At 35.7% G+C, this 13,994-nt stretch carries 15 protein-coding genes and 1 tRNA gene; 2 read left to right on the forward strand and 14 right to left on the reverse strand.

All coding sequences use genetic code 11. The annotated features are described in order from the left end of the window. Positions 1-25: 25 nt before the first annotated feature. From pstB to OOK97_RS05285, 9 genes are all read right to left on the reverse strand, one after another. On the reverse strand, positions 26-784 hold the full coding sequence (gene pstB / locus OOK97_RS05245; RefSeq protein WP_065094809.1) for a phosphate ABC transporter ATP-binding protein PstB: 759 nt from the start codon (positions 782-784) through the stop codon (positions 26-28). Next, positions 781-1,566 (reverse strand): 4-hydroxy-tetrahydrodipicolinate reductase, encoded by a 786-nt coding sequence (gene dapB, locus OOK97_RS05250; RefSeq protein ID WP_010962542.1) that lies wholly within the window; start codon positions 1,564-1,566, stop codon positions 781-783. Before dapB ends, pstB begins: the two co-directional genes overlap by 4 nt. A gap of 146 nt (positions 1,567-1,712) precedes the next feature. Continuing rightward, positions 1,713-1,868, reverse strand: a complete 156-nt coding sequence (locus tag OOK97_RS05255) for a hypothetical protein (RefSeq protein ID WP_264705100.1) — start codon at positions 1,866-1,868, stop codon at positions 1,713-1,715. 83 nt (positions 1,869-1,951) lie between these two features. Further along, positions 1,952-2,998 (reverse strand): Fic family protein, encoded by a 1,047-nt coding sequence (locus tag OOK97_RS05260; RefSeq protein WP_010082541.1) that lies wholly within the window; start codon positions 2,996-2,998, stop codon positions 1,952-1,954. A gap of 169 nt (positions 2,999-3,167) precedes the next feature. Next, on the reverse strand, positions 3,168-4,160 hold the full coding sequence (gene holA / locus OOK97_RS05265) for a DNA polymerase III subunit delta (RefSeq protein ID WP_264705101.1): 993 nt from the start codon (positions 4,158-4,160) through the stop codon (positions 3,168-3,170). Positions 4,161-4,165: 5 nt separating this feature from the next. Continuing rightward, entirely contained in the window at positions 4,166-4,345 is a 180-nt protein-coding gene (locus OOK97_RS05270; protein ID WP_007548716.1) for a hypothetical protein, read from the reverse strand. A 131-nt stretch (positions 4,346-4,476) separates the two neighbouring features. After that, positions 4,477-5,277, reverse strand: coding sequence for a metal ABC transporter permease (locus tag OOK97_RS05275; RefSeq protein ID WP_264705102.1), 801 nt, complete (start codon positions 5,275-5,277; stop codon positions 4,477-4,479). A gap of 1 nt (position 5,278) precedes the next feature. Continuing rightward, positions 5,279-5,644, reverse strand: a complete 366-nt coding sequence (locus OOK97_RS05280; protein WP_264705103.1) for an Mth938-like domain-containing protein — start codon at positions 5,642-5,644, stop codon at positions 5,279-5,281. A gap of 3 nt (positions 5,645-5,647) precedes the next feature. Next, a complete protein-coding gene (locus tag OOK97_RS05285; protein WP_006280386.1) occupies positions 5,648-6,514 on the reverse strand; it encodes a 4-(cytidine 5'-diphospho)-2-C-methyl-D-erythritol kinase in 867 nt (288 codons plus the stop codon). A gap of 81 nt (positions 6,515-6,595) precedes the next feature. Between OOK97_RS05285 and OOK97_RS05290 the strand changes: the two genes are divergently transcribed. Then, the gene (locus OOK97_RS05290; RefSeq protein WP_264705104.1) at positions 6,596-9,880 is read left to right on the forward strand and encodes a UvrD-helicase domain-containing protein; all 3,285 of its coding nucleotides are present in this window, start codon (positions 6,596-6,598) and stop codon (positions 9,878-9,880) included. A 324-nt stretch (positions 9,881-10,204) separates the two neighbouring features. On the opposite strand, the gene OOK97_RS05295 is transcribed toward OOK97_RS05290, so the two are convergent. The 5 genes from OOK97_RS05295 to OOK97_RS05315 form a co-directional block, all read right to left on the reverse strand. Next, a complete protein-coding gene (locus OOK97_RS05295) occupies positions 10,205-10,495 on the reverse strand; it encodes a GIY-YIG nuclease family protein (RefSeq protein ID WP_264705105.1) in 291 nt (96 codons plus the stop codon). Between the two features lie 160 nt (positions 10,496-10,655). Further along, positions 10,656-11,330 carry a RadC family protein gene (gene radC / locus OOK97_RS05300; RefSeq protein WP_006280440.1) on the reverse strand — a complete coding sequence of 225 codons (675 nt, stop codon included), beginning with the start codon at positions 11,328-11,330 and terminating at the stop codon, positions 10,656-10,658. After that, the gene (locus OOK97_RS05305) at positions 11,305-11,535 is read right to left on the reverse strand and encodes a hypothetical protein (protein ID WP_041573522.1); all 231 of its coding nucleotides are present in this window, start codon (positions 11,533-11,535) and stop codon (positions 11,305-11,307) included. The genes radC and OOK97_RS05305 overlap by 26 nt, the downstream gene beginning before the upstream one ends. 142 nt (positions 11,536-11,677) lie before the next feature. Then, positions 11,678-12,274 (reverse strand): RDD family protein, encoded by a 597-nt coding sequence (locus OOK97_RS05310; RefSeq protein WP_064124935.1) that lies wholly within the window; start codon positions 12,272-12,274, stop codon positions 11,678-11,680. 24 nt (positions 12,275-12,298) lie between these two features. Continuing rightward, positions 12,299-12,381: transfer RNA gene (locus tag OOK97_RS05315), tRNA-Leu, on the reverse strand. A 114-nt stretch (positions 12,382-12,495) separates the two neighbouring features. On the opposite strand from OOK97_RS05315, the gene OOK97_RS05320 reads away from it, so the two are divergent. Continuing rightward, positions 12,496-13,947 (forward strand): replicative DNA helicase, encoded by a 1,452-nt coding sequence (locus OOK97_RS05320; RefSeq protein ID WP_182320382.1) that lies wholly within the window; start codon positions 12,496-12,498, stop codon positions 13,945-13,947. Positions 13,948-13,994 lie beyond the last annotated feature (47 nt).

The raw sequence follows: 13,994 nt of genomic DNA on the forward strand, positions 1-13,994 counted from the left end.
ACTTTTTCTGGGTAAGGTCAGAAATTTAATGATCCAGGATATACTCCTTTGTTAAGGGAGATTGAGCATTTTCGAATATTTCTTGAGTGCTTCCAGACTCAACAATTCTGCCATTATGAAAGAAAATTACACTATCAGATAACTTTTTAGCTTGCTTCATTGAATGAGTCACCATAATTATAGTAAATCTTAATTTCAGCTCTTGTATAAGATTTTCGATTGCATTGGTTGCCATTGGATCAAGAGCAGAGCACGGTTCATCCATTAATAAAATAGTTGGCTTCACTGCAATTGCGCGAGCGATGCATAGCCTCTGTTGTTGGCCACCGGATAAATTGAGTGCGCTATCTTGCAATCTGTCCTTCAATTCTTCCCATAAACCAACCTTGGTTAAACTATTTTCCACCATCTCATTCAATTTTTGCTTATCCTTCGCCATACCATGCAATTTTGGCCCATAAGCAACATTATCATATATTGATTTTGGAAAAGGATTTGGCTTTTGAAATACCATACCAACTTTTGCTCTAAGTAGTACAACATCCATATCGCGTGAATATATATCACCCAGCCCATCGATATCTAATTCACCAACAGTTTTGCAACCTGGTACATAGTCATTCATACGATTAAAACAACGCAAAAATGTTGATTTACCGCACCCGGATGGTCCGATAAAAGTAGTAACTTTTCTTTTATAAATATTCAAATTTATATCGAATAAAACTTGCTTAGAGCCGTACCAGAGATTTAAATCTTTAACAGAGGCACGTGTATTGCTCATATCACATCCTGCATTGAATAGAGCCCCGGAATTTCTCTTTTATTTTCGTATAGCCATACTGCTGCTTGAACAGCTCCTCTAGCAAATGTTGTGCGATCAATTGCTTTGTGGTTTAGTTCTATCCGTTCATCAGAATTAACAAACATCACGCTGTGATCTCCTATTACTCCACCTCCACGAGATACTGCAAAACCTATTCCCCCCTTTTTCCTTATGTTTGAACCACTATGTAAATATTGATTGGACTGAAAATCCACTTTTGAAGCGTTAGCAATTGTTTTGCCAAGTTCTATAGCTGTTCCAGATGGTGAATCCTTTTTTAAGTTATGATGCATTTCCCAAATCTCAACGTCATATTCATTACCTAAAAGCTCAGCAGCTTTTTTTACCAATTTCAGCAACACATTAACCCCAACACTCATATTTGCTGACCATAATATTGGAACTTCAGCAGCATATTCTTTCAAATCGACACCTTCTATTCCAGTTGTGCCACTAACCAGCGGTGTTTTAAATTTTACAGCTGCTTTAAGGCAGTCTAACATACATTCTTTAGTTGTAAAATCTATTACAACGTCAGATGACTCAAATATGCCACTAATAGAACTTGTAACCTTGATTCCTAGATTGGCTATAATTGGTCCAATATCTGAATCTATGTACTTACTGCCTGAACGGGCAACAGCACCTGCTATTTCCACTTTGGTATTTGTAATTAATTCATTGAGTATTTTTTTGCCCATTCTGCCTAAGCAGCCTATTACTCCAACTCTGATTTTCATAAAGCTTTTTACGTTTATTAAGAATGTTAGGCCTTTTTTTAAGCTCTGTCACTTCTGATCTATATTCTATAGCTGTACGAACACTGCAATTTCAGATCCCAGTGCCTTGACCACAACTATTGCAATATGGTACATAGTGAACGATGTCATTCCAGTCTGGAATCTAGCCTTTCTGCAATCTCATCGAAAACGTTGTAACCACTTTCTATGCTAGTTTGCTTGCTTACAAGCAAACTTTTCTGGATCCCAGTGTCTGGGCACTGGGATGACAAGAATAGGGCACTGGGATCTAGTGGGCTCAAACTACAATGTTTGTACAGCTGTGATCTATATTCTATAGCTGAATAATTTAACAATTCAAAATGAATACATATCCTATTGAGCTCTATATTACATACCAGGTTGCTTTGCCTTTTCCATGCTGAGTGATGTGATTACTCTTTACGAGATTAGATACGTGCTTCTTTAAGGTATTGCAGTTTGCTTTAGTAATATTTTCCAAATCCTTAATTGTAAGACGTCCATGTTTGCTGAGTAGTGCTAATACTTTAGCAGAAAGTGGTGGTAAATAGAGATTTAACACTTTTTCATGTGACACCTTTTGTTCAAGATGAAATTTTTGCTTTTGTAGTGACCTTAAAAAGAATATAAGCCATGGATTAAAATCATAGCTGCTCGTCTTCAAGGATTGTTGAGTACGACGCAAAGCTAAGTAGTAACTCTCCTTATTACTTTCAATTATACTTTCAAGGGAACTGTAAGGTACATAGATATACCCTAACTTTAGTAACAAGAAAGTTGTGAGAATGCGTGATAATCTGCCATTTCCATCCTGGAAGGGATGAATAGCTAAAAAAGTAACTATAAAAATGCCAATAATTAATAGAGGGTGTAACGATTTCACCTCTAATTGCTGGCTAGTCCAATAAATAAGTTCTTGCATTTGTGTTGCTGTCTCAAATGGAGAGGCTGTTTCAAAAACTATGCCCAAGCTTTTTCCAGATTCATCAAACGCTTCAACATGATTGGGGAATTTTTTATATTCTCCCATGTGCCTTTGATCTTTATATGAAAATTGTAAAAGCCAGATGTGAAACTGTTTTATAGTGTTTTCTGTAAATGGCATCTTGTTAAAGTTTTGAAATACTTCTTCACACACATACGCATATCCGGCTATTTCTCGTTCATCTAGAGAACGAAATGAGCGTGTATCAAGTTTGGATAGTAATTGCTCAACTTCACGGTCTGATAATCTTGCCCCTTCAATACGAGTAGAAGAACCAATACTTTCAATTGTTGCAATTTTCTTGAGCATTTGTAAACGTTCTGGAGCTAAATTACCAAACAATTGCCATGCTCCTTTAAATTCATCAATTTCAGCAACTAATTTTAACATTTCAGGTGTTATTACAATTTTTGAAATGTCAAACATATCTGTATTTTTATCTAGTTATATTCAATTATATTCGAAAATATCCTATTAGCAAAGAATACTTGTGAGACACACACTAAAGAATGAATTTTGGTAGGCATAAAAGCAGCTATTTTATGTTAAAATACAACATTTTGATGAAATTATAAGAAAGGCTGGATCCGAGTAGTCAGCTACCCGTCAGTGCATGTTGAAAAATCATTTTATGATCTAAATCAGTTTTTTTACAGGTAACTTCTAAGCTTATCAATTTTTCCAAGATCTTCTTAAGTTCTGAAAGTTGCAAACTTTTCAAATGAGATTTAAAACTCTGCAATTGTTTAAAAAACAATGGAGGGCTTAGCTGATCAATCGCAGCCTGCTCACTCATTCCACCTTGCACTGACAGCAAAACGTTTTCAAGGCGTAGGAAATAATTTGATATAATGCGAATTAGCGCTATCGGTGAAAAATTTTCTTGCGATATCAATGCATCAGAAATTCTAATGAAGCGCGACATATCTTTACTTGCTATGGCAGAGCATAGATCATCAAGTGTAGCATAGTCGTTGCCGGAAGTTGAAAAGCATAATTCTATATCAGTAAGTTTTAGGTCTTTTCTCTCCCCTAAGTATAAAACTAACTTCTCAAGTTCTGAACATATAGGCAGCTTGCTATGATTAAAGTAAGATTGCAAATGGTAGATTATCTCATTTGTGCATTTTATATCATTTTGTTTTAAGTAACTTGATATAATATCATAAAGATTACTGTTGCTGTCCTTATAGCAAGCAATTACACCAAAAATTTTTGAACTCTCCATATAACTTTTGGTTGCAGAATTGTGTGGAAGATCAGTTGCTGTCATCATTACATAATGACCACTTGCATTATAATCCAATACGTTTTTTAACTCTTTGGATATACCTCCACTCACATTTATCAGCTTAATTAATTTTTTGCTGGTAAACATCGAAACGTTTGCCAATTCAGAAAACAGTAAACTGGGTGACTTATTCACTATTGCAAAATCCATCACCTGAACTGAATACTCACCCAAATTAGCAATTATTTCTTGTACATAAAAATCAACCCTACTGTTATCACTTCCATGAATTAACACACCACTTAAAGCGTCAGGTTTCTCTAGGAATCTTTTAACTTTGGATGGTGTAACCCTCATGCCACCTATATGATATCATTCTCATTTGATTGTACATGAGTGTCCAAAGACTCTGAGCTTTCTTGTACAATATCATCTGCCGTACTCTGCACATTATCCGACTCTTCTGTTTTTCCTGTAATATAATTATAAAATTTTTTCACAGGTTGAGATATATATTTGGAAAAAAATCCTTCTTCGCTCATATTGCTTACTCCATAAAATTAACAACTTATCATTAGCATATAAATAATAGTATAGCAAAAACTATTTTGTGCTAAGATAGTGATGTTTTATAATGAGTATATTACAAAATTATTAACATTCGAGATTAAAATTAAGCCAACCTGCTTAATACTAGCCTTATAAAATAAGCGATAATTAAATATACGGCTGCAACAAGTATAATTGCAGGACCAGTTAACAAATCAAAACTTGCAGATAACATGAGACCTGATATCCCAGAAATCACAGAAAAAACTGTTGCAACAATAATCATCTGCATCGGAGTTTTCGAAATGAGCCTTGCAGATGCTGCTGGTATTAGCAAAAATGCAGCAATGAGTAATATTCCTATTAATTGGGCAGCAATTGCTATAAATATAGCAAGAGTGATTAAAAATTCTAGTCTCACAAAATTGACATTAATCTTCTCAACTACTGCTAAATCTTGATTAATTGAAATCATTAACCAATAACGCCATCTAAATATTAATATCAAAGTAACTATTAGAGAGGTTAAAAAAATCAATACTATATCACTTTGATCGAGCGTTAATATATCACCAAACAGTGAGCTAATAATACTATTATTGCCAGATGGAAGAAAAGACATAAGTATTAAACTCGATGATAAAACTACATTGGTAACAATGTTCAATATCGTATCAGCAGAATATAATCTGTTAAAATTAAGAGAAAGTAGTATAGCAAATGTAATTGCAATGAGCATTATGCTAAGCGATGGGCTAATCTTAAAGATTAAAGCAAGTGCAACACCAAGCAACGAAGAATGGGACAAACTATCACCAAGATAAGATAACCTTTGCCATATCATAAACGATCCTAAAGCGCCTGTTACTAGGCTAATTACAACTACTGCAACTAGACTATTGATGAAAAAGTCCTGGGTAAGCATGCTATATGGCTATTAGATAACTGACAACAAATCTATCTTCGGATATCAGAACATTATGGGTTCTGCATGCAGAACCTGTTGTCATAAATTCAAAATTTAAACCTTTTTGTTCCATAAGATAGGACTTCACTGAAGAACTTGGTATATTGCGTGTTTTACCAGTACCTATTATCAAAATTTCTATTTCCTCTGTTAAAAAAGATTCAAAATACTCCTTGCTGTTTATATCACTTTCTTTCAATTTTATCACCTTTTCAGGAAAAATTATAATTGAGCCATAATATTCTTGATTGTTTACCAAAAATTTTCCTTCCCTGTAACCATTTATAAGATTTTTATTCTCGGAAATTAAGGGAGTTACATCCATAAGTCAAACTATTAATTGAGTGTCACATACCCACCATTCTGGTTGCTTTTTTCCGATATTAACTGCAGCAGCTTTTGCATTTTCCTCACTATCGAATATTCCAAAACATGATACACCACTGCCTGACATGCGAGAAAGTATAGAGCCTTCTTGTGACTCAAGTGTTGATATCACATCCTTAATTTCAGGTACAAAGCTTATTGCTATTTCTTGAAGATCGTTTCTCGTCTCTTTAAGAAGCTTCAACAAATCCTTTTCAGCGTCATCGCTCCATTTAATTGGCTCAGAAAATTTTCCTTCATGTTTGGAAAATACCTCTGGTGTACTCAAAAACCTTTTTTTCGGTTTCACAAGCACCACATTTGTAGGTAAAGAGAATTTTTTAATGTGGCATAATTCTTCGCCAATACCTCTAACAAAAACTGGCTTGCTATCTACGCTTGCGGGAACATCAGCACCAACGTTTAAGGCTATTTCATTTAAAATCGTCCTATCAATCTCCCACAGCTTCCCTAGCGTACGTACCACAGCTCCAGCATCTGAGGATCCGCTACCAAGTCCTGCAGCAATTGGTATGTTTTTTACAACCTTTACAGTGACTTTAGTGCGTACAGGAGCATGCCTAAGCAGCAGATTAACCGCTTTCATTACAGTGTTATATTGGTTATTTATTTTAGACTCGGAGTTTATAAATTCAACTGTAGAGTTATCGTATCTAGAATCCTTCTCACCTACTTTTATTTCCAAAAAATTAGAGAGATTAGCAAAGACAAATAAACCTTCAATCAAGTGATACCCTGTTTCTTTTTTGTCTACAACATGCAAAAAAAGATTGATTTTTGCAGGCGCCTTTACACAAAAACTTTTCATTATATATCTTCACTAACACTATTTTTACATTATATGTATAATGCTATTCTAGTCAACTTTTATAAGGTTCTCGCACTTCTGATGAGATCAAATGCCATAAATCCTAATTTCTCTGTGTGGGTAAATGCGTCCGCTGGTACAGGCAAAACAAAAATCTTAATAGACAGAGTATTGAGACTTTTATTAGAAAACAAAAGAAATATTCTTTGCTTAACATTCACCAATGCTGCAGCAAACGAAATGGAGAATCGCATTCACAGCATACTCAGTAAGTGGGCAATATGTTCAGATAGTGTGTTGGCAGCAGATCTAGAACAACTAGATTTCTTTCCAATGTCATCCCAGTGCGTGACACTGGGATCTCAGCACCCCTACTTGTCATCCCAGTGCGTGACACTGGGATCCAGAAAAAATAAAGATTATTTAACAAGAGCAAGAAGGCTTTTCTCTGAACTGGAAAATCTTGGTCTAACTATACAAACCATACACGCTTTCTGTTACAAATTAATCTCCAGCTTTCCTATAGAAGCTGGCATTGCTCCAAATTGCACGCTGAGTGAATGTAAAGAATTACATTCCATCATATTCAATAAAGTGCTTCATAACGAAACTGTGCAGGATGATATCAACCTTATTGCAACTGAAATTGATGAAAATAAACTACGCGATTTGCTTTATACTTTATGTGTAAAAAGATCGATGTCAGCAAATGATTCGAAATATATCAAAGATAAATTGAGCGCCCCAGATGAAATTCATGACTTACAGAGTGAAACAATTGAGCACGTGGGAAGACTAGCCGAGATATTAAGTGAAGGCAGTAAAAGAGATCAGAGTTATAGTGAAATACTTTATTCTACTGTCATCCCAGCTGGAATCCAGAAAAAAAGAACCAGTGTCAGCTACTCGGATGACACCGGAATAAAGTGGAATGACACCAAAATAGAAAACCTAGCCAAGGTATTTCTCAAATCAGAATCGCACGAAAAAAAGAGCATATCATCCATTGCAACAAAAAGTATTTTGGAGAAATTCAAAGATGCAGAGCAAATAATAGAGAGCGTTCAGAATGTAGTATTTACCCATATAAGAGACATGAACTCTTATCAAATATTCAAGAGAACCAGTAGCTTACTTGGTATATTTAAAGTATATGTTGATTTATATAATAGTGAAAAATCAAAAAATGCACTGCTTGACTACAATGATATAATCAACTTAGCAACAAATCTTCTCAGCAATCCAAACTATAAAGATTGGATATTGTTTAACTTGGATCAAAAAATAGATCACATCCTTGTTGATGAGGCACAAGACAATAGCATCAGCCAGTGGAAAATTATAACAAATCTCTGCGATGAATTTTTTGCCGGTAATGATGAAAAGCGAACCTTATTTGTAGTTGGTGACGTAAAACAATCCATATACAGATTTCAAGGAGCAAATCCCCATTTATTCAACTACATGCAACAATACTTTCATACGAAAACTGGTGGTAGAGATTGGATATCATGCCAACTTGAAAAGTCATTTCGTTCAACTCCAGAAGTTTTGATGCTTGTAGATAGAATATTTAATAACTTCCGCGCAGAAATATCTTTTAATGATAATGAAATAAAACATGTTCCACATAGAGAAAATGACCAAGGATATATTGAAATTTGGCCAGCGTTACCAAGGCGCAAAGAGAAAGAACAGCAAGCTTTACAAATTCCTCTGACATGCAGGGAAAATTATATAATAGCAGACCGATTACTTGCTCAAACAATAGCCAACAGAATTTACAATTGGTTAAATGAAGGGCGAATTTTAGTCGCTAAAGATCGCCATATAGAGCCAAGAGACATTATGATTTTGGTGCGACAACGAAACGTGTTAGTTGATTACATAATAAGCGAACTTAAAAAAGCAAACGTGCCAGTTGTAGGCCGAGATTATTTTAGAATTATGGACTATATAGCCGTGCAGGACTTAATAGCTTTGGCCGAATTTTTACTCCTCCAGGCAAATGATCTAGCTCTTGCAAATGCTTTAAAATCACCGTTATTCAATTTTACCGAGGATGATTTATTTAACATTGCATATAATCGTAAAGAGCATTCACTATGGGAAAGAATTCAGGATTATTCTGTGGTTATCTATAGTGAATTAAACTATCTCATTAACTTATCTCGCACAGAATCCCCTCTTGCACTATTTACGCATATATTGCGTACAGGTAAGAAAAAATTTGCTGCAAGGCTAGGTCTTGAGTGCTTTGAGGTCCTAGACGAATTTATGAACCTCGTGTTGCAATTTGAAAACCCATCTCTTCAAGCGTTTGTTCAATGGATCAAGGAGAATAATCCGGAGATTAAGAATGATATGCAATCAGAACGCAATGCTGTACGAATAATGACAATTCACAAATCAAAAGGTCTGCAAGTTCCCATAGTATTTTTGGTTGATACAAACACAGTGCCAAGAAACAGTGAAAGCATTATCTTTGATGGAACGGAAGCACCATTTTGGTGTGGAAAAAACAATAACGCTTATTGTGATCAAGTAAAAAGAGAGAAAAAATTAGAGGATTATAATGAATATTTGCGTTTATTATACGTAGCACTCACGCGTGCTGAAGATGAGTTGTATATTTTAGGTAAAGAGCCAGTGCAAAAGGGCTCTTGGTATGATCTAATCACTAAGTATGGAGAACCATATGAAAAGAAACAAGCATACTTACAGCCAATATTTAAAGAAAAAGTTGAAGTGCTATGTGTGAACGCAAACTACCCTTACATTTATAAAAAACGTGATTACTTTGACGTTCCGGTCATTTCCCTTCCACCAGCTTTAGCCCACTCTTCGGTGTCATCCCAGCGCGTGACGCTGGAATCCAGTGAAAAAGAAGGAGCAGAATGGATCCCAGTGTCAGCTACTTGGATGACAGATGGTTATGCAAGAGGCCTGATTATTCACAGCATATTGCAGTATATGCCCAAGATAGAAAAAGAAAGGAGAAAAAATTGGGTCAGAAAATACCTTGATAACATCAGCGAAGATAAGGATGAAATTTACAGTAAAATATTAGCCTTTAATGAAAAATATGGCTATTTGTTTGACTTGGAAGGCAAATCAGAGATTACACTGAGTGGAACAATTGATGGCAAGTCAGTATTAGTACGACTAGATAGGCTATGCATAACGCAAGATAAAGCAATCATAATTGACTACAAATCACACCGTAACGTTTCTGTTTCCTTATTAAATGAAATAAAAAAACAGATGTTAATCTATAAAACCTTAGTACAAGAAATATATCCAAACAAGCAAGTAGAGTGCGTGGTTATTTGGGTGGAAGATTTAACCATTCAATCTGACTTTTAACGAAACTTGATTGCAAGAAATAGCTACTACGTCATACCACCGCGAACCGTCATACCGCCGCAGACCGTCATACCGCGATTCATTCGCGGTATCTCAGCCGCTAACACGTAGCGGAATGACAGCAGTCCTACGTCATACCGCTGCGGATAGATCCCGCTAACAAGTAGCGGGATGACGAATTACTTAACTGTCATACCACCGCAAACCGTCATACCGCCGCGGTATCTCAGCCACTAACAAGTAGCGGGATGACGAATTACTCAACCGTTATCCTGCTGCTCCTTTCTCGTCATCCCGCTACGTGTTAGCGGGATCTCAGCATAGCTATCTTAAAGCTAAGTAATATAAGTCAATCCAGCTAGGATTCTTTTGATTGATCAAATTAATTTTCCACTGCCTTGGCCATTCTTTCAGGCGCCTTTCTCTTGCAATAGCTAAACTTATATCTTCAAACTCTTCAAAATATACAAGTTTATTTACATTATATCTTGATGTAAAACCTGAAACAATTTTGTTTTTGCGTTCCCAAATCCTCTTGATCAAATTTGCAGTTACACCAATATATAATGTGCTATTAGCTTTATTTGTAAGTATATAGATATATGATAACTTCATCTTAATCGTTTATAGCTAAAGTAACTGAGGTTTACCAACATTATACTACACCATCATACCACAATAAAACTTACCGTCATGCCGCCGCAGATAGATCCCGCTAACACGTAGCAGAATGACGATTGTCGGTAAATCTAAGTTACTGTAGCTATAAAGGCTTTCACAACAACCTATTTTCCTTGAAACTAAAATAGCTACTGAATGTAATAATAATGTGATCTATTAATTCTATTCCTATACTTTGGCAAGCTTCTGCTAGTTGTCTAGTGAGAGATATATCGCTATTTGAAGGTTGTGTATCTCTGCTTGGATGATTGTGAGATATTACAATGGATGTTGAACCAATCAAAAGTGCGCGCTTGATGATCTCTCTGACATAAAGAGGAGTTTGATCTACTGTACCAATATTTTGCAGGTCTTCCGCTATTAGACGATACTTTTTATTCATATAGATGACGCGAAAATTTTCCTTATTGAGGCTTCCTATACTTATTCTTAAATAATCAAGCAATTTTTCCCAGTTATCGATTATAGGCAGGTCTTTTATTTCTTCTCTTGCAGAACGAACAAAGGCTTGTTTTACACAAAAGATGGCAGATATCGCTGCATTGCTGACACCATCAACGTTTTGCAGCGCTTCCAGGTCAGCATTAAAAACTTTATTCAAACTGCCAAAATTTTCTATCAAACTCTTTGCTATCGGCTTTACATCAATTCTACTGTATGCTGAATATAAAATGTGCTCTAAAACCTCATAATCAAGTAATGATTGTCCATTATCTAAAATAATTTTCTCCCTTAGGCGCTTTCTATGCCCCTTTTTGTAATTTTTCATCATCAATGAATTGCTTATCTCTTGTATAATAAGAAATTAGATTTTTAAGTAAAATATTTAATAAAGCGCATGACGCACAATTGTAAGAACATTCATTTTTAAAGACAGCAAATGGTGTCATGAAAGTAGCTGAGACACTGTCCTCCTTTGTCATCCGAGTAGCTGACACTGGTTCCTTTACGACGGCAGTGCCCAGAGGTGTCATCCCAGTGCGTGCACATAGTGCAAAAAATTAAAAATAAGACGCCAATACGTAATACTGTTGTCGTTTAATCTGCACAGATTGAAGATAAATGAATACCTTCAGTATCATGATAAAGGGGCTGGCGAAGGGTGTCAAGTAGTTTTTAGCTCTGCCTTCTAAGGCTTTTACTCGTGACAACCACTGTGCCTGCGATCTTATCGTGCCAAGTTTGACAGCGTTTGTTGAAATTTGACCATAAAAAGCCCAAGAATAATGGTGCAACTGACAATATAAAGGAAAAAAATCTCTTTGTTGCTTGTCTTAAAGTTATCTTTTCGAAAGTTTGTGCATCCACAACTCTAAGCCCAAGTAATAGTTTTCCAGGTGTAGCAGCAAACCTTACCCACATATATATTACATAGCAAAAGAGCATAATAAACTGGACTATTTGATTTAGGATTAGTAATTTTATAAGTCTACTCTGCGTTGTCTTTTCTTCCGCAGACAGTGGTGCTTGCATTGGGGATTTTGCAGCAATTTGACTTAATATTTTGCTATCCTCTGAGTTCATAAAGAGCTGATTTAAGGCTTGGCTGCAAAACTGCAAGAACAAAACGATAATAATTAAATCAAGCAATACTGATATATAGCGCCTGAGGCCCGTTACATAACATATCCCATTTTCATCTTTCTTTACCTTTTGAATAACATTTATAGAAGAAAAAATAGAAAATAAACGATCAAAAAATTTATGTAACATATATACACTTTCCAATATTTAACGTGCCCCTGGCCGGACTTGAACCAGCATGCTTTTGCAAGCAACAGATTTTGAGTCTGCCGTGTCTACCATTCCACCACAGGGGCATTAAGTTTTAATGCTATAGGCAACACGGAATTAGTCAAATTTTTTTGCCTTTACATCTTTCAAATGAGGACTAAATATTCTACAATAATCAACAGTTACTCTCAAAACTTAAAATGAATGAATTAGCTAGTCTCTTGGGTTCAAGAAGTGTAGACAAGGAAATATGTAAATTACCGCATAATCTAGAAGCTGAACAGATGCTTATTGGTGCAATGATTCGTGATAATAGAATCTGTGATGCAGTTGAAGACACAATTACAGCAGAAAATTTCTATGATCCACTGCATCAAAGTATTTTTACGCAAATATCTAAAACCAGGAAACACGGTATAGTTGCCAATGAACTGAGCCTCAAAATGTTTTTTGAGAACGACCAAGCGTTTACCGAATGTGGTGGGGTAGAGTACTTAGCAAAGCTTGCAGCGAAGGCAAGTATTGCGCTTGATATCTATAGTTTGACTAGAATAATCCGTGATACTTACTTAAGGAGATGTTTAATTAAGCTCGGGCAAGAAATAGTTGGTGATAGCTACAACTACGATATTGAAAATCCTGCACAGGCGCAAATTGAACAAGCAATGACAAAATTGTTCAATTTAGCAGTAAAAAAACAAGGTGAGAAAACATATATAAAACTTGCAAGTTCAATTAAAGATGTAGTTGAGAAGATCAGCACACTGAAAAACAATCCAGAAGCGCTAGGCGTTACAACCGGACTTCAAGATCTAAATCAGCTTCTTGGTGGTCTACAAAAATCTGATTTATTAATTCTAGCTGCAAGGCCTTCTATGGGTAAAACAGCATTGGCGCTAAACATCGCACTTAATGCTTGTAAGATGTTGCAAAAAAGAGCAGATAAGCAACACTATGTAGCGTTTTTCTCGCTTGAAATGTCAGCAGAGCAATTAACTGCAAGGCTGATCACTATAGATTCAGGAATTAGTTATTATAAGGCATTAACCGGGAGAATTAGTGATTTTGAATTGCATGAATTTATCAATACTAGTACAGAATTATCTGAACTGCCTTTCATCATAGATGACACCCCTGCGCTATCAATTAGTGCCCTTCGCACCAGAATACGCTTGCTGTATCAATTATATAATGTAGAAGTGGTATTCATTGATTATTTGCAGCTAATCAGAGGAACAACAAAAAGGAGTAATGAAAATAGAGTGCAAGAAATCTCGGAAGTGACGCAGGGTTTGAAAGCAATTGCAAAGGAGCTAAATATTCCCATTGTTGCACTATCTCAGCTCTCTCGTTCTGTTGAGCAGAGGGATGATAAAAAACCACAACTTTCTGATTTACGTGATTCAGGGAGCATAGAGCAAGACGCAGATATAGTAATGTTTCTCTATAGAGAAGAGTATTATGAACTAAGAAAACAGCCAAATGAAGGAAACAATAAACATCGGGAATGGCAAGAGAAAATGGAAAAAATTAGAAACATTGCAGAGCTCATTATTGCAAAGCAGAGAAATGGACCAATTGGCAGTGTGAAGCTATATTTTGACTCTAACAGAGGTGCATTTAAAGATTACACGGAAAGGCATAGTTCATAGCTTGGCAGCAATCTTCTTGTTCCCAAGTTTATCAATTATTTTTTTTT

The organism is Wolbachia endosymbiont (group A) of Gymnosoma rotundatum, assembly GCF_947250765.1.
Classification (GTDB): Bacteria; Pseudomonadota; Alphaproteobacteria; order Rickettsiales; family Anaplasmataceae; genus Wolbachia; species Wolbachia pipientis.

What these genes read in the sequence shown, in the direction of transcription:
- pstB (WP_065094809.1), bottom strand. Translation starts at nt 784, where the DNA reads ATGAGCAATACACGTGCCTCTGTTAAAGATTTAAATCTCTGGTACGGC.
- dapB (WP_010962542.1), bottom strand. Translation starts at nt 1,566, where the DNA reads ATGAAAATCAGAGTTGGAGTAATAGGCTGCTTAGGCAGAATGGGCAAA.
- OOK97_RS05260 (WP_010082541.1), bottom strand. Translation starts at nt 2,998, where the DNA reads ATGTTTGACATTTCAAAAATTGTAATAACACCTGAAATGTTAAAATTA.
- holA (WP_264705101.1), bottom strand. Translation starts at nt 4,160, where the DNA reads ATGAGGGTTACACCATCCAAAGTTAAAAGATTCCTAGAGAAACCTGAC.
- OOK97_RS05270 (WP_007548716.1), bottom strand. Translation starts at nt 4,345, where the DNA reads ATGAGCGAAGAAGGATTTTTTTCCAAATATATATCTCAACCTGTGAAA.
- OOK97_RS05275 (WP_264705102.1), bottom strand. Translation starts at nt 5,277, where the DNA reads ATGCTTACCCAGGACTTTTTCATCAATAGTCTAGTTGCAGTAGTTGTA.
- OOK97_RS05280 (WP_264705103.1), bottom strand. Translation starts at nt 5,644, where the DNA reads ATGGATGTAACTCCCTTAATTTCCGAGAATAAAAATCTTATAAATGGT.
- OOK97_RS05285 (WP_006280386.1), bottom strand. Translation starts at nt 6,514, where the DNA reads ATGAAAAGTTTTTGTGTAAAGGCGCCTGCAAAAATCAATCTTTTTTTG.
- OOK97_RS05290 (WP_264705104.1), top strand. Translation starts at nt 6,596, where the DNA reads ATGAGATCAAATGCCATAAATCCTAATTTCTCTGTGTGGGTAAATGCG.
- OOK97_RS05295 (WP_264705105.1), bottom strand. Translation starts at nt 10,495, where the DNA reads ATGAAGTTATCATATATCTATATACTTACAAATAAAGCTAATAGCACA.
- radC (WP_006280440.1), bottom strand. Translation starts at nt 11,330, where the DNA reads ATGAAAAATTACAAAAAGGGGCATAGAAAGCGCCTAAGGGAGAAAATT.
- OOK97_RS05305 (WP_041573522.1), bottom strand. Translation starts at nt 11,535, where the DNA reads ATGACACCTCTGGGCACTGCCGTCGTAAAGGAACCAGTGTCAGCTACT.
- OOK97_RS05310 (WP_064124935.1), bottom strand. Translation starts at nt 12,274, where the DNA reads ATGTTACATAAATTTTTTGATCGTTTATTTTCTATTTTTTCTTCTATA.
- OOK97_RS05320 (WP_182320382.1), top strand. Translation starts at nt 12,496, where the DNA reads ATGAATGAATTAGCTAGTCTCTTGGGTTCAAGAAGTGTAGACAAGGAA.